Consider the following 17,847-nt stretch of genomic DNA (forward strand, 5'->3'; position numbering starts at 1 on the left):
GACCCGCTCGCGGTAGAGACTGCGCGCTTCAGGGCCCATGAGCCGCCAGCGGCATGCCGATGTCCGACACGAGTTTGACGAGGTCGGCTTGGCGTCTCGTGCCGGTTTTGGCAAAGATTCGGTTGAGGTGGGTCTTCAAGGTGTTTTCGCCAATGCCGAGCGCCAACGCGCTCTTGGACGCTGACAATCCGCTGCCGATCCGCAGCAGCACCCGCGCCTCCGAGGGCGTAAGATCGAACAGCGTGGTCAGAACGGCCTCCGGGAGGGGAGAAGCCGATGTCGTCGTCGATATGAACACAGCCGCGCATGCCGGCCGGAAAACCGCGCGCACCGTTCCTTCAGTCAACGGCAACACATAGGCAACGGCGGGCGGCTGGCCTTGGGCCGAAACCGGCAGCCCTATGCCGCGCGCGCCAAGCGAGGCATCCGCGCTCGCCGTGCTGGCGATCGCGTCGAGCAGGGCGCGGGCCACGACCCGATTCTGTGCCTGGAGCAGGCCGTTCCTGGAGAGAATGGGCCCCTGCACCGAAAACATCTGTTCGGCGGCCGCATTCGCATGGAGGATTGCTCCATTGGCGTGGGTAAGCACGACAGGCACAGCCAAATGATCGAGCGCCTGACGATAAAGATCGATGGTGATGCGGCCCTGGTCGAGCAGATCGCCGATCAGCGAAGCACGGCGCAGATGCGGCGAGAGCAATGCCAGGAAATGCTGCTCTTCGATCGAGATGCCTCCCCTGCTGGCTCGCGTGGTGCAGCCCAGAAGCCCGATTCGGTCCGGCGTATGAACGAATTTGGTGATGCAAGCCTCGCGCAGTCCCTGCGGTTTGGCCCAGTTCTGAAAAAACGGCGTCAGTTGGAGTTCGCTTTCGCTCATGAGCGACAGCGTCGCAACGGGCCGGTCGACATCGCCGACGACCGCTGCCTTCAGTCCGGGAATTCCATCAAAGTCATAGTCTTCTTCGAGGGCCCGCATCTGCACGGGATCCCAGGGCGACTGAGCCGCGAAACGGCCGCTATTATGGGCGGTGCCGGCAAGCGCGATGGTGGTATAGGCCGCGTCGACAGCTTTCGTGACGCGGGTCATGACTCCGGCCCAGCCTTCCGGGTTCAAAACGCAATCGTAGATATCGCCGATAATCGAACTCAGGACTTCGCTGCTCAGCCTTTCCATCACACCTCCAGGCACGCCCCGATCTCGCCTCGGAGGAATTTGTGACATCATACTTTTGGATGACGCAAGTCGCGGCCGCTCTCGACTATGGGTTGAACTTGGTCGCTTGAACGCCGGGCCGCCACTGTTGCCGGTTATTGTCGCAATGGAAAGCATCGCGTTCGATATTTTTTAAGCCGTGGACAGTTGTCGAGGTTCCCCATTGTCGCGAAAGACGGTGCTTTCATCGGCTCGGTTGCCACCGCATCTTGATGAACGAGAACGATTTTCCCCGTGGCAAGACATCCCTGTCGCGGAAATACGGTCGGCCGAATACGACAGTCCGGAAAACCTGCACTTCGAAGCCATCGAAGCCACGGCCGTCGGTTCAGCGGTTCTCGGCCAGATGTCCGGACCCGTCAAGCATGCTACACGCAAAGCGAGCAACATCGCCAATGACGACGAGGACGGCTATCTGCTGATGATCAACAAGGCCGACACCATGCTGTCAGGGGTACATGCCGGCCGCGAATATGCCGTCGGCCGGGGAGAGGCCGTGCTTGTCACCGCATCGGAAGCTCTGAAAATGAACGGTGCCGACAGCAATGTCTGGACGAATGTGGTGGTCCCACGCGCGATCCTCCTGCGCGCCTTCCCGCAGATCGATGACAGGCTGGGGCTGAAGATCGGCGCCGACAGCGAAGCCCTCGAGCTTCTCAAACGCTATTGCCTGCTTCTTGAAAGCGGCAGCCCGCTTGCCTCCGCGGATCTGATCACGCACGCGACGGACACGATCGTGGATCTGATCGGCCTGGCGACCGGCGCAAAAGGTCGGGCTGCCGAACTGGCCGGGCTTCGGGGCCTGCGCGCTGCCAGGCTGGAGGCCGTCCTCGCAAGGATCGCCGAGGATTTTATCGACCCCGGCATCTCCGCCCAAAGTGTCGCTCTACAACTCGGCCTGTCGGTGCGCTACGTCCACGACCTCCTTCAGGAGACGGGAATGAGTTTCTCCGAACGCGTTCTCGAACTGCGTCTGCAGAGCGCCCACAGGATGCTCTCGCACAAACACAGCGACATGCGGGTCAGTGACATCGCCCTGACAAGCGGATTCAGCGACGTATCGTACTTCAACCGCTGCTTTCGTCGCCGTTTCGGCTATACGCCGACAAGCGCCAGATAAGTTTTGCAGCCTTCGCCAGCAGTCCGGTACCGCCCGTGCGAGGCCGTTCCGCAGCGGCTTGCGCCACCGATGACGCCGAACTGCCACAATGCGCGCAAAACACGCTGCTTTTCACTCCAGTCCAATTCCGGTGCGGCCCTGCCCAAGACAAGGCCGGGCTCCAATGACATGTCAGCCTCAGGGTGAAACGTCATGTCAGGGGATCGAATGCCGCGGAATGCATTTGGAGGCCGCAAGGCCAACGCATTGAAAAACCTGGCGCTGGCGTCGACGGCACTGGTCTGCCTTGGCCTGCCGATCCCCGCATCGGCAGCCGAGATCTGGACCGGCGCCGCCTCCACGGATTGGTTTACCGCCGGAAACTGGAACCCCGCCGCTGTTCCGACATCGAGCGACGATGTCATGCTCGATCCGGTGTTCCCGCACCCGACCGTGGTCAATGCGGCGAATGCGGCCGCTCATTATCTGTTTGTCGGCACCATTTCGAGTTACTCGGGCTCGCTGACGATCACCAATGGCGGCACCCTCTCCGACACTGCCGGCTATCTCGGCTACGCTTCGGACGCGAGCGGCACCGTGAGCGTCACTGGAGCAGGCTCCGTCTGGAGCAACAGTTCGGACCTTTTCCTTGCCTTGGGTACGAACAGCAACGGCACCTTGACGATCTCCAGCGGCGGCGCTGTGAGCGACAAAGTGGGTCATGTCGGCTACGGCCCGGGCACCGGCACCGTAACGGTGGACGGCCCGGGCTCGACATGGACCAACAGCGGAGATCTTTATATCGCCGAATTTGGCACAGGCACGCTGGACATCACCAATGGCGGCGTGGTCAGCAATGCCATGGGCACCATCGGTTGGCATGTAGGCTCCACCGGCACGGTGACGGTCGACGGAGCGGGTTCGACCTGGACAAACTCCTCCCACCTATACGTCGGCGATCAGGGCACCGGTGCGCTGAAAATCTCGAACGGCGGCAAGGTCAGCAATCTGAGCGGTATCCTGGGCAACCTGGCGGGCTCCAGTGGCACGGCAACTGTCGACGGTGCTGGCTCGACCTGGGCGAACGCGGCCCTTGCGGTTGGGAACGCGGGCTTCGGCGCGCTGACGGTCACGAATGGCGGCGCGGTCACCAGTTCGGTGGGCTATGCCGGCTATGCCGCGGGCTCCAAGGGCCTGGTGGCGGTCGACGGCGTCGGCTCGGCCTGGACCAACACTTCGGACCTCTTCATCGGCTTCCAGGGCCAGGGTATGCTGACGGTCTCGAATGGCGGCGCGGTCAGCAACACCATCGGTATGATCGGCGGGCAGACGGGCTCGACCGGCATCGCGTTCGTCGATGGCGCCGGCTCGATCTGGACAAACAGCTCCAACCTGATTGTGGGCAATTTGGGTAACGGCGCACTGGGGATCACTCACGGCGGCGTGGTCAGCAACACCTGGGCCGCTGTCGGCGCGAAGACGGGCTCCATCGGCATGGCGTTCGTCGACGGCGCCGGCTCGACCTGGACCAACAGCGGAAACCTGAGTATTGGCGATTTCGGCGCCGGCACTTTGGCGATAAGCAATGGCGGCGCCGTCACCAACGCCTGGGGCTTTGTCGGCAACTCGGCGGGCTCGGCTGGCGAAGTGTTCGTCGACGGCGCGGGATCAAAGTGGACAAATAGCGGGAATCTCTACCTCGGGGGTCTCAGCACGGGCACGCTGACGATCTCGAACGGCGGCGCGGTCAGCGACACTGTAGGCGCTGTGGGCACCATGGCGGGCTCGACGGGGTTTGCCACTATCACCGGTGCGGGCTCGACCTGGACAAGCAGTTCCGACTTCTATGTCGGCGATGGAGGCACTGGCACGCTGAAAATCCTGAACGGTGGCGCAGTCAGCAATGCCATGGGCTACCTTGGCTTCGAGGCGGCCTCGACGGGCACGGCAATGGTCGACGGTGCAGGCTCGACCTGGACCAACAGCGGAAACCTCAAGGTTGGGGTTGCGGGCACGGGCACGCTAGTTGTCACGAACGGTGGCGGCGTGAGCAACCTTGCTGGCTATCTCGGATATGCCGCGGGCTCGACCGGGACGGCGACGGTGGACGGCACCGGCTCGACCTGGGCGAATACGGGCGAACTCATTGTCGGCCAATCAGGAACCGGCACGCTCGACATCACCAATGGCGGCGCCGTTAGCAACCAGACTGGCTCTGCGGGCTACGACGTCGGGTCCATGGGCACCGTCACGGTCGATGGACCGGGTTCGAGCTGGACGAATACCGGCGACCTGTTCCTCGGTTTCAAGGGCGCCGGCACGCTCCAGGTGGCAGATGGCGGCCATGTCCTCAACCAGGCCGCGCTCCTCGCAGTGTTTGAAACCGCAACCGCCACCGTGACGGTGGACGGGGCGGGATCCTCCTGGAGCACCGATGACAATCTTATCCTGGGAAGCGTCGGTCACGCGGCACTTTCCATCTCCAGCGGCGGTTCAGCGGATGCAGATTCCGTCTTTGTCGGCCAGGCGGCGACAGCCAACGGTGCGGTTACCGTCGACGGCGTGGGCTCGAAATGGACCAACAAGAACGGCATGTACCTTGGCGGTCTGGGAATCGGCACTCTTGCCGTCACCAATGGCGGCGTCGCATCCGGCGGCGGCACCTACATGGCGTTCGCCGCCGGTGCGACCGGCCAGGCAACCGTTGATGGCCCGGCCTCACTGTGGGAGATGCACGGCGACCTGGATATCGGGTTCGGCGGCACTGCTTCGGTGACGCTCTCCAACGGCGGCACCGCTCTGGTGGACGGCTCTACCGTGATCGCCAGGCAGGCCGGCTCTGTCGGCGCGCTTAACATCGGCGGCGCGGCGGGCTCCGCGGCGGCGGGCGCCGGCGTCCTCGATTCGACCACATTGCAGTTCGGCGCCGGCACCGGCACGCTCAATTTCAATCATACCAGCGCGAACAATGGCTTCGCTTCGGCGATCAGCGGACTGGGGACGATCAACCAGATCGCCGGCAACACTAAGTTGACCGGTAATTCCTCCGGCTTCACCGGGACGGCGAACGTTCTCGGCGGCGGCCTCTATGTCAACGGCTTGCTCGGCGGCGCGATCAATGTCACCGGCGGCCTGCTTGGCGGGTCGGGCACGGTAGGCAACGTGACCATTGCTTCGGGCGGCACCTTTGCACCGGGCAATTCGATCGGCACGATCAATGTCAGCAACACAGCCTTCTCGGCCGGTTCGACTTATGCAGTTGAAGTCGAAAGCGGCGGCACATCCGATCGGATCAGCGCCACCGGTACCGTGACGATCGGCGGCGGCACGGTCGACGTTATCCCCTATCCGGATTATGCGACCGGCACGACCTATACGATCGTCACGGCGGCAGGCGGTGTCACCGGCACCTTCGACAAGGCCAGTCTCGAAAGCGGCTCGATCTTCATTGCGCCGACGCTCACCTATGACGCGAACAATGTCTATCTCAACCTGGCCAAGGCAAGCTTTGCCAGTGTAGGCCTGACGCCTAACCAGATCGCCACCGGCGGCGGCGCCGAAAGCCTTGGCGCCGGCAATCCGCTCTTCGATGCCATCTTTGCCTTGCCGAGCGAGGCAGCCGCCCAGGACGCCTTCGACCAGCTTTCCGGCGAAATCCACGCCTCGGCCAAGGGGCTGCTGATCGAGGACTCCGGCTTCATCCGCGACGCCGCCAACAGCCGCATCGCTGCCGCCTTCGGTGATGCCGGCGCGGCGGCGCTTCCGGTCATGGCCTATGGCGAGGGCGGCCCGGAAATGGTCGCCGCCGATACCGACCGCTTCGCCGTCTGGGGCCAGGCGTTCGGTTCCTGGGGCAGTAGCGACAGCGACGGCAACGCCGCCGCCTTCGACCGCTCGACCGGCGGCCTACTGGCCGGCGCCGACGCTTTGGTCGGCGGCTGGCGCGTCGGTGTTCTCGGCGGCTACAGCCATTCCTCCTTCGACGCCGACGGTCGCAATTCCTCCGGCAAGAGCGACGGCTACCATCTCGGCCTCTATGGCGGCACCAATTGGGGCGTCATCGCCTTCCGCACCGGTGCGGCCTACAGCTGGAGCAGCCTCTCGACCAAGCGCTCCGTCGCTTTCACCGGTTTTGCCGATAAGCTCTCGGCCGACTACGATGCGGGCACCGCGCAGATGTTCGGCGAACTCGCTTACAAGGCCGAGACCGGCGGGGGCTTCAAGTTCGAACCCTTCGCCAACCTCGCCTATGTCAGCCTGCACACTGACGGCTTCAGCGAAACCGGCGGTGCGGCGGCCTTGACCAGCCCCAGCACGAGCAGCAACGCCACCTTCACCACGCTCGGCCTGCGCGGCTCGACCGATTTTGCGCTTGGCGGCGTCAATGCCACCGCGCGCGGCATGCTCGGCTGGCGCCACGCTTTCGGCGACGTCACGCCAAACTCGAGTTTCGCCTTCACCGGCGGCGACGCCTTCACCATCGCCGGCGTGCCGATCGCCAGGGACGCGGCGGTAGTCGAAGCCGGCATCGACATGAAAGTGTCGCCCAATGCCACGCTCGGCCTGTCCTATTCCGGGCAGTTCGGTGGTGGCGCCTTCGACAACGGCGCCAAGGCAAACCTCAGTGTCAAGTTCTGACGACAACAGGCCGCCGGCTCGCGCCAAATTGACGTCGCCGGGCGGTCCTGGCGTCCGCCCCCTACTCCGGCGACGGCACCGGCGGCTTCGAGGTCAGCGCGGTGCCGGCGGCGGCCACGATCACGGCGGCGATGCCGGCCAATTGCGGCGTGGTCAGGCTTTCCCGCAGGAACAGGAACCCGGCCAGCGCGCCGAGCCCCGGCTCGAGGCAGGTCAGCGTGCCATAGATGCGCGCCGGCATGCGGGTCAGCGCCACCATCTCCAGGAAGAACGGCAGCGCGCTCGAGAACAGGCCGACGAGCAGCGCGCTGACCAGGATCGACGGCGCGAGCAGGCCGCTTCCCGCCTCGGCAATGCCAAAGGGCAGCACCAGCACAGCGGCGATCGCCATGCCATAGGCGGTGGTGCGGGTGCCGAGTTCCGCGCCCGCCTTCTGCGCCAGAACGATATAGAGCGCCCAGAACCCGCCGGCCGCCAGCGCCAGCATCACGCCGATCGGGTCGAGCGGCTTTAGCGAGTGGATGAAGGGCGACAACAGCACGATGCCGGCGACCGCAAGTGCGATCCAGGCAAAGTCGCTGGCCCGCCGAGAGGTCAGTGTCGCCACCAGCAGCGGACCGGAAAACTCCAGCGCCACCGCGACGCCGAGCGGGATCCTGGCAAGTGCCGCGTAGAACAGAAGGTTGAGCGCGCACAGCGTCACCCCATAGGCGACGAGCCACGGCATGGTGGCGCGCGAGGGCCGTACCTGCCAAGGCCGCAGCACCGCGATCAGCATCAGCGCGCCGATGACCAGCCTGAGCGCCGTCGTGCCTTGCGCGCCGATCACCGGAAACAGCGTCTTGGCGAAGGTGGCGCCGATCTGGATCGACACCATGGCCCCCATCAGCGCCGCGACCGGCAAGGGTGCGGCTTCGCGGCTGGCAACCGGCATTGATGTCACTTGTGCTTCATCCTCCATGCCGCGAGGCGAAAACCTGCCCGGCAGCATGCAATAGGATGAACCGGCCCGGCTGTCGTGAGACAGCGCGGATGCCTCGATGGGGGCACGGCCAGAAACGGTCGATGCCGTAAGGCGATTCCGCCACCGACAGGGCATCGGGCACCGGCGCGACACCGATGGCCGCCGGCCCACGGACGCGTCGCTGGCGGCGGCCTGGTTGAGTTCGACGACGGTCCCTGCCCTGAGCAGATGCGCCGTAGTCGGTCAGCGTGGTGGGCGAAAGCGCCGTGCGCCGCTTCAGTTCGGCACGACTGCGGACCGTCGTCGCGCAGCATGCGCAGGATCGCCGCTCCAGACTGGATTTGGCAGAACGCCGAACCCGCCCTAACCAGTTGGTTTCCTGGAATTGCCCTAGGCCGCGGCGGCGGAGCGCTTGAACACGATCGTGACCCGGGTGCCTTCGTCGGCGCTGGAAGTCACGTCGAACTCAGCCTTGGCGTTCTCTGTCAGCGATTGTGCGATGAGCGCGCCGAGCTTGCCTTGCTTGGGCCAGCTCTCGCCTTCCGGCAACCCGATCCCGTCATCGGCGACGACGACGCGGCAGCCATCCCCGTTCACGACGCTGTGCAGCGTGATCGTCCCGCTGTCACGCCCGCGAAATGCATGCTTGAGCGCGTTGGTCAGCAATTCGTTGACCACCAGGCCGGTGGGCATGGCAACGTTGATCGAAACCGGGTAGGTGTCCACCTTCATGTCGAGGCGAATGCCCTCGACAGCATGCGAACTCATCACGGCTGACGCGATCTGGCTCAGATAGACGCCGAGATCGACCTCCTCCTTGTGCTCCTCGCCCGATAGCGTTTGATAGAGGATGGCCAAGGCGTCGACGCGGCCGGCCAGTCTTTCGAAGCGTTTCCGGTCCGGCTCGGTCGCATTGCGCGTTTCGAGGCGGATCAGGGCGGTGATCATCTGCAGATTGTTCTTCACCCGGTGCTGCAATTCCCGCAGCAGCGTGTCTTTCTCGCGGACGCGCTCCTCGATCGAGCGCGCATCTTCGGTCTCGCCATGGGCCGAGACGTCGACCAGTGCCACCAGCCGGAAGCAGGCCTTGCCGTTGTCATCCTCGATGACGTTGGAATAGACGTCGACGATCGCAGGCTTGTCCTCGGCCCGCTCGAGCCGGAACGTGCCGACGAAATCGGTCCCGTCGACCACCGCATCGGACAGCGCGCTGTCCTTCTGCTGGTGCAGGCCAATGCCGGAAAGTGCCGCCCAATGCTTCTGGGCGAGGCTGGCCGCCTTCAAGCCCGACAGTTTCTCGAACTCCGGATTGGCATAGACGACACGTTCCTGCCCGCCGAGGTCCGAAACGGCGATGGCAATCGGCACCTGGTCGAGGAACTTCTTGAACTGTTCGCTTTCCAGCGCGCTGGCAAGGTCGGGCGTTTCCAGCAACTGCTCGACCGTTTCCGCCTTATCTGAATTCGATGTCATCTCTTGCATCCAGGAATTTTCTGGACGCCACCAATATCAGCGAAGCGATGCGCGAGCTATCGCCAAAAGTGCCACTTTCACCGGCATCAGGACTAGGCCCGCGCCGGCCTGGTCCCGCGCAACGGCAGCGCCATGGTGAAATCCAGGCCGTCGCCAAGATAATTCAGCTTGATGATGGCATCGCATTGCAAGCCTTCCCCAGCCTGGAACCCTGCAGGAACCCGAACCGGTCAACTCTGGCCGGCCACCTTCGCCAGCCGCGGACCGGTCTTGCCGTCGACGATCTCGGGCCTGGCGCTGTCGACCGCGCCGTCCCAGCCGCCGCAGAGCGCCTTGTTGAGGGCGATGTAGTCGGTCGCCAGAAGGACGCGGCTCTGCAACAGCGAATCCTCGACCGAGTAGAGCGAGCGCTGGGCGTCGCGGCCACCGAGCCACGTTCAAAACCTCTCATGCAAGAACCCTTACTGCTGGTTGGCCGTCACCGGCGTTTCGCCCTTATCCTGCCCGGGATCTGGTTTGGCCACCCTGCCCTTGAAGATGCGCCGCACCGTGACGAACAGCAGCGGCACCAGGAACACACCGATCACGGTCGCGGCGATCATGCCGCCCATCACGCCGATGCCGACGGAGTTCTGCGCGCCCGAGCCGGCGCCGCTGGCGATCGCAAGCGGCGTGACGCCGAGGATGAAGGCCAGCGACGTCATCAGGATCGGCCGCAACCGCTGTCGCGCCGCCTCGAGCGTTGCCTCCACCAGCCCCATGCCGGCCGCCTGCCGTTCAATGGCGAACTCGACGATCAGGATGGCGTTCTTGGCGGCGAGGCCGATCGTGGTCAGCAGGCCGACCTTGAAATAGACGTCGTTGGTCTGGCCGAACAGGCTTGCCGCCAGCAGCGCGCCGAAGATGCCGATCGGTACCGACAGCATCACCGCGAACGGGATCGACCAGCTCTCATAGAGCGCGGCCAGGCACAGGAACACGACCAAGGCCGAGATCGCATAGAGCGACATCGCCTGGTTGCCCGAAAGCCGCTCCTGATGCGACAGCCCGGTCCATTCATGCGAATAGCCGGCCGGCAGTTGCGCGACGAGTTTGTCGATCTCGTCCATCGCCGCACCCGAGCTCACGCCCGCTGCCGCCGCGCCCTGGATCTCGACCGCGGCCGAACCATTATAGCGTTCGAGCCGGGGCGAACCGAATGTCCAGTGGCTGGAGGCAAAGGCCGAGAACGGCACCATGGCGCCGCTTGAATTGCGAACCTGCCATTTGTCGAGATCCTCCGGCTGCATGCGGAAATTCGCGTCCGATTGCATGTAGACCGGCTTCACCCGTCCGCGATCGATGAAGTCGTTGACGTAATCGCTGCCCCAGGCGCTGGACAACGTGTTGTTGATGTCGGCAAGGCTGACGCCCAGCGCGCTCGCCTTCTCCTGGTCGATGTCGACCGAGAATTGCGGCTGGTCCTCCTGGCCGTTGGGACGCGTGTTTGCGAGCACCTTGCTCTGCCCAGCCAAGGCCAGAAGCTGGTTGCGCGTCTGGATCAGCGCGTCATGGCCGGCGCCGTTGACGTCCTGCAGGTAGAAATCGAAGCCGTTGGTGTTGCCGAAACCCTGGATGGCCGGGGGCGCCAGCGCGAAGACCTGCGCATCCCTGATCTTGGAGAACGCGCCCATGGCGCGGCCGGCGATCGCCTGCGCGGCCATTGCGGATGACTTGCGCTGGGCGAAATCCTTCAGCCGCACGAAGCCGATGCCGACATTCTGCCCGGCTCCGCCGAAGCCGAAGCCCGACGCGGTGAAGACCCCGTCGACGGCGTCCTTTTCGTCGTTGAGATAGTGGTCGGTGACTTGCTTCAGCACGCGCTCCGTGCGGTCCTGCGTGGCGCCGACCGGCAATTGCACGCTGGTGATCAGGATGCCCTGGTCTTCTTCCGGCAGGAACGAGCTCGGCAACCGCGCAAACATCCAGCCCATGGCGACGACGATGGCGAGGAAGATGGCAAGAAATCGCCACGACCGGTTGATGATGCCGTGCGAGCCGTCGCGATAGGCCGTCGTGCCGCGATCGAACATCCTGTTGAACCAGCCGAACGGACCGGTCTGCGCGGCATGGTCCTTCGGCCGCCGCAGGATCGTGGCGCACAATGCCGGCGTCAGCACCAGCGCCACCAACACGGACAGCACCATGGCCGAGACGATGGTCACCGAGAACTGCCGGTAGATGATGCCGGTCGAGCCGCCGAAGAAGGCCATCGGCACGAACACCGCCGACAGCACGGTGGCGATGCCGACCAGCGCGCCGGTGATCTCGTTCATCGATTTTCGCGTCGCCTCCTTCGGCGACAGATCTTCCTCCTGCATGACGCGTTCGACATTCTCGACCACGACGATGGCGTCGTCGACGAGCAGGCCGATGGCCAGCACCATGGCGAACATGGTCAGCGTGTTGACCGAATAACCGAACAGCGACAGCACGCCGAACGTGCCCAGCAGCACCACCGGCACCGCGATGGTCGGGATGATCGTCGCCCGCAAGTTCTGCAGGAAGATGAACATCACCAGGAACACCAGCACGATCGCCTCGGCTAGCGTCTTGACCACCTCCTCGATCGACAGCCGCACGAAGGGCGAGGTGTCGTAGGGATAGACGACCTCGACGCCTTGCGGGAAGGTCGAGCTCAGCCGGTTTATCGTCGAGCGCACCGCTTCGGCGGTGCTGATCGCGTTGGCACCGGTCGCCAGGTTGACGGCGACGCCCGCCGCCGGCTTGCCGTTGTAGTTGGCTTGCGTCGTATAGCTTTCGGCGCCGAGTTCGACGGTGGCGACGTCGTTGAGGCGGACCAGCGAGCCGTCCGTCTGGCTCTTCAGGATGATATTGCGGAACTGTTCGGCGGTTTGCAGCCGGCTCTTGGCGGTCACCGTGGCGTTGAGCTGCTGGCCCTTGCGCGCCGGCAGACCGCCGAGCTGGCCGGCCGAAACCTGCGTGTTCTGCGCCTCGATGGCGCTCGCCACGTCGCTTGGCATCAGCGCGTATTTGGCCAGCTTGTCGGGGTCGAGCCAGATCCGCATCGCATAGCCCGAGCCGAAGAGCTGCGTCGAGCCCACGCCTTCGACGCGCTTCAGCGTGTCGTTGACGGTGGCGTCGACATAGTCGGCGAGGTCGGTCGAGTTCATCTTGCCGTCGCTGGAGACGAAGCCGATGACCATCAGGAAGCCGGTCGAGGATTTGGAGACGGTGATGCCGTTGCTCTGCACTACCTGCGGCAGTTGCGACTGCACCAGCTGCAGCTTGTTCTGCGTCTGCACCTGGGCGGTGTCGGGGTCGGCCGAACTGGTGAAGGTCAGCGTGATCGACGCAGAACCGGTCGAGGTCGACGTCGCCGTCATGTAATCGAGGTTGTCGATGCCGGTCATGCCTTGCTCGATGACCTTGGTCACCGAGTTCTCGACCGTCTGGGCGTCCGCGCCCGGATAGGTGGCGCTGATATTGACCGTGGTCGGCGCGATCTGCGGATATTGCGAGATCGGCAGCGTGGTGAGTGCGAGCAGACCGCCCAGCATGATCACGATGGCGATCACCCAGGCGAAGATCGGCCGGTTGATGAAAAATGCTGACATCGTCTCAGTTCCCGGTCGACGCGGCGGGTTGCCGGCCGGTGCTGGCCACCTTGGATGGGGCCGGCAAGGCGGAGGTCTGGCCGCGATCCTTGATCTCACCGGTCGCCTCGTCAATCGTCACTTCGACGCCGGTCGCATCGCCGCCGGGGCGCACGAGCTGCAGGCCCTCGACGATGACACGGTCACCATCGCCCACGCCGCTGTCGACCAGCCAGCTGTTGCCGACGGTGTTGCGCACGGCGAGCACGCGCGTCTCGACCTTGCCCTGCGCATTGATGACCATGGCCGTCGCCTCACCCTTCGTGTTGCGGGTGACGGCGCGCTGCGGCACGAGAAAACTGTTCTGGGCAACGCCCTCCTCGACCAGCGCCCGCACATACATGCCCGGCAGAAGCAGGCGGTCGGGGTTGGGGAACTCGGCCCTGAGCGCGAACGTGCCGGTGGTCTGGTCGACATTGGCGCCGGCGAATTCCAGCTTGCCGGTCTGCGCGTAGATGGTGCCGTTCTCGAGCTTCAGCTTGACGCTGACATTGGGGCCGCTGAACTTCAGCCGCCCTTCCGAGATCGCCTGGCGCAGGTTGAGCAAATTGGTGCTCGACTGCGTGACGTCGACATTGATCGGGTCGAGCGAACGGATCGTGGTCAGCACCGTCTCCTGGTTGGCGGTCACCAGCGCGCCCGGTGTCAGCGTGGACTTGTCGATGCGGCCGGCGATCGGCGCGGTGATCGAGGTGCGGTCGAGGCTGATGCGCGCGGTTTCGGCGCTCGCCTTGGCGGAAGCCACATCCGCCTGCGCCTGCGCAAGCGTGGCGGCGGCGTCATCATAATCCTGTTTGGAAACAACGTTCTGCTTCAACAGGCCGGCGTATCTGTCGAACTTGGCCTGCGCGGTAGGCACCGCCGCCGCCGCCTTCTGCTGCGCCGCGACCGCGCTGTCATAAGCCGCCTTGTAGCTCGCCGGGTCGATGAGGTAGAGCGGCTGTCCCGCCGCCACCTCGCTGCCTTCCTTGAACAGTCGTTGCTGGATGATGCCGTTCACTTGTGGACGCACCTCGGCGATCAGCGAGGCCGCCGTGCGCCCCGACAGTTCGGCTGTGATCGCCACCGATTGCGGATGCAGCGTGACGACGCCGACTTCCGGTTTGCCGACGCCGCCCATGCCTGCGGGAGCCTTGCCGCCCTCCTGTGAGCAGGCCGCCAGGAGAAGAGCCGCGGCAAGCGCCGTCCAGGACGCGAACCGGCGAACTGGCGGGGAGGACTGCCTAGACTGCATGGACATGGCTGAATGATCTTTCGCTGGAGGTGCGGTGACCGCCTGGGCGTTGGCCAATACAAAGCGAGGGCGAACGCCGGCGGTCGCAGGTGAGGCTTGAGACGGACGATGTCGTGACGAGGGGTCGCGCCCACTTGCGGGCGGCGTCGAGCAGTGCTTCGAAGCGGCTCATGTCGCGCTCCTTCTTCCTGGCTGGAGCGCACCCGAGGATCGGATGGCTGGCCGCGATGCCCTCCGCGCCATTATGCCGATCAGCACCGACATGCCAAGCGCCTTGCCAGGTCTCACGCGATCTTGCGGTCATGATTTCCGTGGCCATCGGCGTGCCGCGAGATCGGCAGCGACAGGCGCCAGGCGGCGAATTCCAGCCGGATCGCGCCTTGCAGCGTGTCGACCGGCAAGGCCGGCGGCGTTGCGGCATGATCGATGCGCCGGCCGAACGAATATTTCGGGCTGGCCGATGCGATCAGCCGCAGCAGCATCAGGGCTTCCCACATTGTCGTGCCTTGTTGCATGGGGTGAATCCGGGAAGGCGCGATCCGCCATCCCGGAGAAGGAAACCCGGCCGGCCCGGGAACCGGTTGGGTACCGGGGCCGGCCGGCGCAGCCGGTCGGTTGTCAGCCGTTCCCGGGCTGGGGCGGCGGCATCGGGCCATCATTGGGCGGGCCTGCCGGACCGACTGCGTCATTCGGCGGGCCGCCCCATGGACCGGGGGGTGGTCCATGGGGGCGTTCCGCCGAAACGAGGATTTCGAGCTGTTCAGGCGTGAGCTTGGCGCGCAGCTCGGCGATCGCGTCCTTCAGCTTGGCGGCCGAAGCCGCACGCGCCGTGACGTCGTCTGCCAGCCTTTCCTGGAAGGCGAACGGATCGGGCTTGCCGGCCGGCCCTGCATCGGGGCCTCTCGCCTGCGGCCCGCCATCCGGCCCTCCAGGCCGGCCAGTGCCGCCCGGACCACGATCCGGCCGCGGTGGCGAAAGCACCGCCTGCAGCGCGCTGGTGTAGTCGCGCCAGGCGTCGAGCTGTTCGCTGCGGATGCCGACGCGTGTTTCGAGCGCGGCGAGCCGGGCGGCCAGCATGAATTCCGGCGGCGGCCCCACGCGGCGGGGGCCGAAGCCTTGCGGGCCGAAACTGTGCGGGCCAAAACCTCGCGGACCCCATCCTTGCGGAGGATGCGGCATCGAGCCATGATCCGTTCCATCCTGCATTGCCATGGCAGGCGGCGGCTCGCCTGGCGCCGCGCCCGGGTCGGGCTGCGCCGCCAGCGCGGGGTGGATGACGGCGGCGGAAAACAGGCCGAGCGCAAGAAGTCTGCTTCGCATGACGGTATTCCTTTCATCCATGCTTTGGACGTCAGGAGGATAGGAAGCGTGTTTGTCTGTTTCGCGTCGGCATGTTGCCGAAGGTTTCCGCAAAAGGGCAATTTGTTTCCGAATGTTGCCATCCCCCGGCCAGAAACATTGGGTTGCAATTTTCGATGCCGCTTGCACGCGCGCTCCCTATAATCAGGACAAGCCCGGGATCATGGGCAAGGGCACGATAATGCAGTCACAACCCCACATCCTCGTCGTCGACGACGATCGCGAAATCCGCACGCTGCTCGGGCGCTATCTCGACGGCCAGGGTTTTCGCGTCTCGGTAGCGGCCGACAGGCGCGAATGCGAGCAGAAGCTGGCCGCTGGCCAGTTCGACCTGGCCGTGCTCGACGTCATGCTGCCGGATGGTTCGGGGCTCGACATCTGCCGGGGCTTGCGCGATCGCAAGCCGCATATTCCCGTCATCCTGCTGACGGCGCTGAAGGAGGATGTCGACCGCATCATCGGGCTGGAACTCGGCGCCGACGACTATCTCGGCAAGCCGTTCAACCCCCGCGAGCTCACCGCCCGCATCCGCGCCGTGCTCAGGCGCTCGACGCCGGAAGAAGCGGCGCCCGCGCCTCCGCCCCGCGCCTACCGCTTCGCCAGCTACAGGCTGGAGCCGGACACCCGCAAGGTGACGGATGCGCAGGGCGCGGCCGTCGATCTCACCGGCGCCGAATTCGACCTGTTGCAGGTGTTCCTCGACCGCCCCGGCCGGCTGCTGTCGCGCGACCAGCTGCTTGATCTCACACAAGGCCGCGAACGCGACCCGCTCGAACGCTCGGTCGACGTGCTGATGAGCCGGCTGCGCCGCAAATTCACCGACACCGGCGACGGGCCGCTGTTCAAGACGGTGCGCAATGGCGGCTACCAGCTGACCGCGCGCGTCGAGACGGTGGAGGCGCAGGCGTGAACTCGCTGCGCCGCCGCCTCATCCTTTTGCTGGTCGCCTCCATCGTCGGTGTCGTCGGCCTGGCGACGGCGGCGGTCCTCAGCGTGCGCGGCGGCGGGCCGCCGCCGGAACTCGTCGTGCCATGGGTTGCCCAGCAGATGGAACTCGTGGTGCGGCTGCTGCCGGGGCCCATACCCGATGTGCTGCGGGTGCAATTCAGCGACCGGCCGGCGGATGGCAAGGTGGACCGGCAGGAGACGGCGATGCTCAATGATCTGCTGCGCCGCCGCGGCTTCGACGTGCTGGCCATCGTCAGCGACAAACCGGGTGAACCCAGCCAACGTGCCTCGATGCGCCTGCCCGACAGCCGGTGGGCGATCCTCGAAATAGCACATATCGACCCGCCCAGGCGCGAATGGCTGGTTCTGGCCGGCTGGATCTCGCTGATCGTGGCCGGCGCCACCGCAGTCTCCGTCTATTTCACCTCGGTGCTGATCCGGCCGCTCGAAATGCTGGAGGCCACCGTCTCCAAGATCGGCAGCGACGGCGTGCTGGCGCCAGTGCCGGAGGTAGGCTCGGCCGAGGTCAAGGCCACGGCGCACGCACTGAACCAGCTCTCGTCCAGGCTGAAGACCGCCATGGAAAGCCGCATGCGGCTGGTGGCCGCCGCCGGCCACGATCTGCGCACGCCGATGACGCGCATGCGGCTGCGCGCCGAATTCCTCGACGAGGAGCGCGACAAGTGGCTGCACGACCTCGACGAGCTCGACCGCATCGCCGACAGCGCCATCCGCCTGGTGCGCGAGGAGGTGAACCAGGATGCCGTCGAGCCGCTCGACCTGGAAAAGATGGTGCGCGACATATCTGCCGAGATGGTCACGCTCGGCCATTCCGTCTCGATCGGGCATCTGGACAGGGTTGCGGTCCGCGCCGGCGCGCTCGGCCTGCGCCGCGCCCTGCGCAATCTGGTCGTCAACGCCGTCACCCACGGCAGGGCCTGCACGATCGCGCTCGACCTCGCCGACAGGCGCGCCGTGCTCTCTATATCGGACGTCGGCCCGGGCATTCCGCCCGACCTCATCAACAAGGCCTTCGAGCCCTTCTTCCGCGTCGACCCCGGCCGCCAGCAATCCATTCCAGGCGCCGGCCTCGGCCTCGCCATCGCCAAGGAGATCATCGAGCGCTACGGCGGCACCGTGACGCTGGAGAACCGCCAGGGCGGCGGGCTGGCGCAGACGGTGGTGTTCGCGGCGGTGTGATTGGGTCAGGCCCGTCCACATCGCGAAAGGCAGCCCAATGCGGGGACTGCCAAGCAACGAGGT

At 65.3% G+C, this 17,847-nt stretch carries 11 protein-coding genes and 1 pseudogene; 4 read left to right on the forward strand and 8 right to left on the reverse strand.

What is annotated here, in order from left to right; translation table 11 throughout:
- Window positions 1–28 precede the first annotated feature (28 nt).
- Complete coding sequence (locus tag LB516_RS14970; RefSeq protein WP_224719843.1) at window positions 29–1,330, reverse strand: helix-turn-helix transcriptional regulator; 1,302 nt, start codon at window positions 1,328–1,330, stop codon at window positions 29–31.
- A 46-nt stretch (window positions 1,331–1,376) separates the two neighbouring features.
- On the opposite strand from LB516_RS14970, the gene LB516_RS14975 reads away from it, so the two are divergent.
- Both LB516_RS14975 and LB516_RS14980 read left to right on the forward strand, forming a co-directional pair.
- Window positions 1,377–2,333, forward strand: a complete 957-nt coding sequence (locus LB516_RS14975; protein WP_224527034.1) for an AraC family transcriptional regulator — start codon at window positions 1,377–1,379, stop codon at window positions 2,331–2,333.
- Between the two features lie 207 nt (window positions 2,334–2,540).
- The gene (locus LB516_RS14980; protein WP_224719844.1) at window positions 2,541–6,950 is read left to right on the forward strand and encodes an autotransporter outer membrane beta-barrel domain-containing protein; all 4,410 of its coding nucleotides are present in this window, start codon (window positions 2,541–2,543) and stop codon (window positions 6,948–6,950) included.
- Between the two features lie 61 nt (window positions 6,951–7,011).
- On the opposite strand, the gene LB516_RS14985 is transcribed toward LB516_RS14980, so the two are convergent.
- The 7 genes and pseudogenes from LB516_RS14985 to LB516_RS15015 all read right to left on the reverse strand — a co-directional run bounded on the left by LB516_RS14985 (window position 7,012) and on the right by LB516_RS15015 (window position 15,597).
- Window positions 7,012–7,893 (reverse strand): EamA family transporter, encoded by an 882-nt coding sequence (locus LB516_RS14985; RefSeq protein ID WP_224719845.1) that lies wholly within the window; start codon window positions 7,891–7,893, stop codon window positions 7,012–7,014.
- 411 nt (window positions 7,894–8,304) lie between these two features.
- Window positions 8,305–9,387: a sensor histidine kinase gene (locus LB516_RS14990; protein ID WP_140792425.1), complete on the reverse strand. Its 1,083-nt coding sequence runs from the start codon at window positions 9,385–9,387 to the stop codon at window positions 8,305–8,307.
- A gap of 230 nt (window positions 9,388–9,617) precedes the next feature.
- Window positions 9,618–9,806, reverse strand: a pseudogene (locus tag LB516_RS14995) (RND transporter); the annotation flags it as partial.
- Window positions 9,807–9,848: 42 nt separating this feature from the next.
- Window positions 9,849–13,004, reverse strand: coding sequence for an efflux RND transporter permease subunit (locus LB516_RS15000; protein ID WP_224719846.1), 3,156 nt, complete (start codon window positions 13,002–13,004; stop codon window positions 9,849–9,851).
- 4 nt (window positions 13,005–13,008) lie between these two features.
- Window positions 13,009–14,283 carry an efflux RND transporter periplasmic adaptor subunit gene (locus LB516_RS15005; RefSeq protein WP_140617987.1) on the reverse strand — a complete coding sequence of 425 codons (1,275 nt, stop codon included), beginning with the start codon at window positions 14,281–14,283 and terminating at the stop codon, window positions 13,009–13,011.
- A gap of 278 nt (window positions 14,284–14,561) precedes the next feature.
- Window positions 14,562–14,792, reverse strand: a complete 231-nt coding sequence (locus LB516_RS15010) for a hypothetical protein (protein ID WP_224527071.1) — start codon at window positions 14,790–14,792, stop codon at window positions 14,562–14,564.
- A 103-nt stretch (window positions 14,793–14,895) separates the two neighbouring features.
- Window positions 14,896–15,597, reverse strand: coding sequence for a hypothetical protein (locus LB516_RS15015; RefSeq protein ID WP_224719847.1), 702 nt, complete (start codon window positions 15,595–15,597; stop codon window positions 14,896–14,898).
- Between the two features lie 220 nt (window positions 15,598–15,817).
- On the opposite strand from LB516_RS15015, the gene LB516_RS15020 reads away from it, so the two are divergent.
- Both LB516_RS15020 and LB516_RS15025 read left to right on the forward strand, forming a co-directional pair.
- Window positions 15,818–16,546: a response regulator gene (locus LB516_RS15020; RefSeq protein WP_224719848.1), complete on the forward strand. Its 729-nt coding sequence runs from the start codon at window positions 15,818–15,820 to the stop codon at window positions 16,544–16,546.
- On the forward strand, window positions 16,543–17,784 hold the full coding sequence (locus tag LB516_RS15025) for an ATP-binding protein (protein WP_224719849.1): 1,242 nt from the start codon (window positions 16,543–16,545) through the stop codon (window positions 17,782–17,784). The genes LB516_RS15020 and LB516_RS15025 overlap by 4 nt, the downstream gene beginning before the upstream one ends.
- Window positions 17,785–17,847 lie beyond the last annotated feature (63 nt).

This window comes from Mesorhizobium sp. CO1-1-7, from assembly GCF_020164885.1.
In the GTDB taxonomy this organism is placed as follows: domain Bacteria; phylum Pseudomonadota; class Alphaproteobacteria; order Rhizobiales; family Rhizobiaceae; genus Mesorhizobium; species Mesorhizobium australicum.

Excerpts from the sequence above, each read along its gene's own strand:
- LB516_RS14990 (WP_140792425.1), bottom strand. The coding sequence starts at position 9,387 with ATGACATCGAATTCAGATAAGGCGGAAACGGTCGAGCAGTTGCTGGAA.
- LB516_RS14970 (WP_224719843.1), bottom strand. The coding sequence starts at position 1,330 with ATGCTTTCCATTGCGACAATAACCGGCAACAGTGGCGGCCCGGCGTTC.
- LB516_RS15010 (WP_224527071.1), bottom strand. The coding sequence starts at position 14,792 with ATGCAACAAGGCACGACAATGTGGGAAGCCCTGATGCTGCTGCGGCTG.
- LB516_RS15015 (WP_224719847.1), bottom strand. The coding sequence starts at position 15,597 with ATGCGAAGCAGACTTCTTGCGCTCGGCCTGTTTTCCGCCGCCGTCATC.
- LB516_RS14980 (WP_224719844.1), top strand. The coding sequence starts at position 2,541 with ATGCCGCGGAATGCATTTGGAGGCCGCAAGGCCAACGCATTGAAAAAC.
- LB516_RS15000 (WP_224719846.1), bottom strand. The coding sequence starts at position 13,004 with ATGTCAGCATTTTTCATCAACCGGCCGATCTTCGCCTGGGTGATCGCC.
- LB516_RS15020 (WP_224719848.1), top strand. The coding sequence starts at position 15,818 with ATGCAGTCACAACCCCACATCCTCGTCGTCGACGACGATCGCGAAATC.
- LB516_RS15005 (WP_140617987.1), bottom strand. The coding sequence starts at position 14,283 with ATGTCCATGCAGTCTAGGCAGTCCTCCCCGCCAGTTCGCCGGTTCGCG.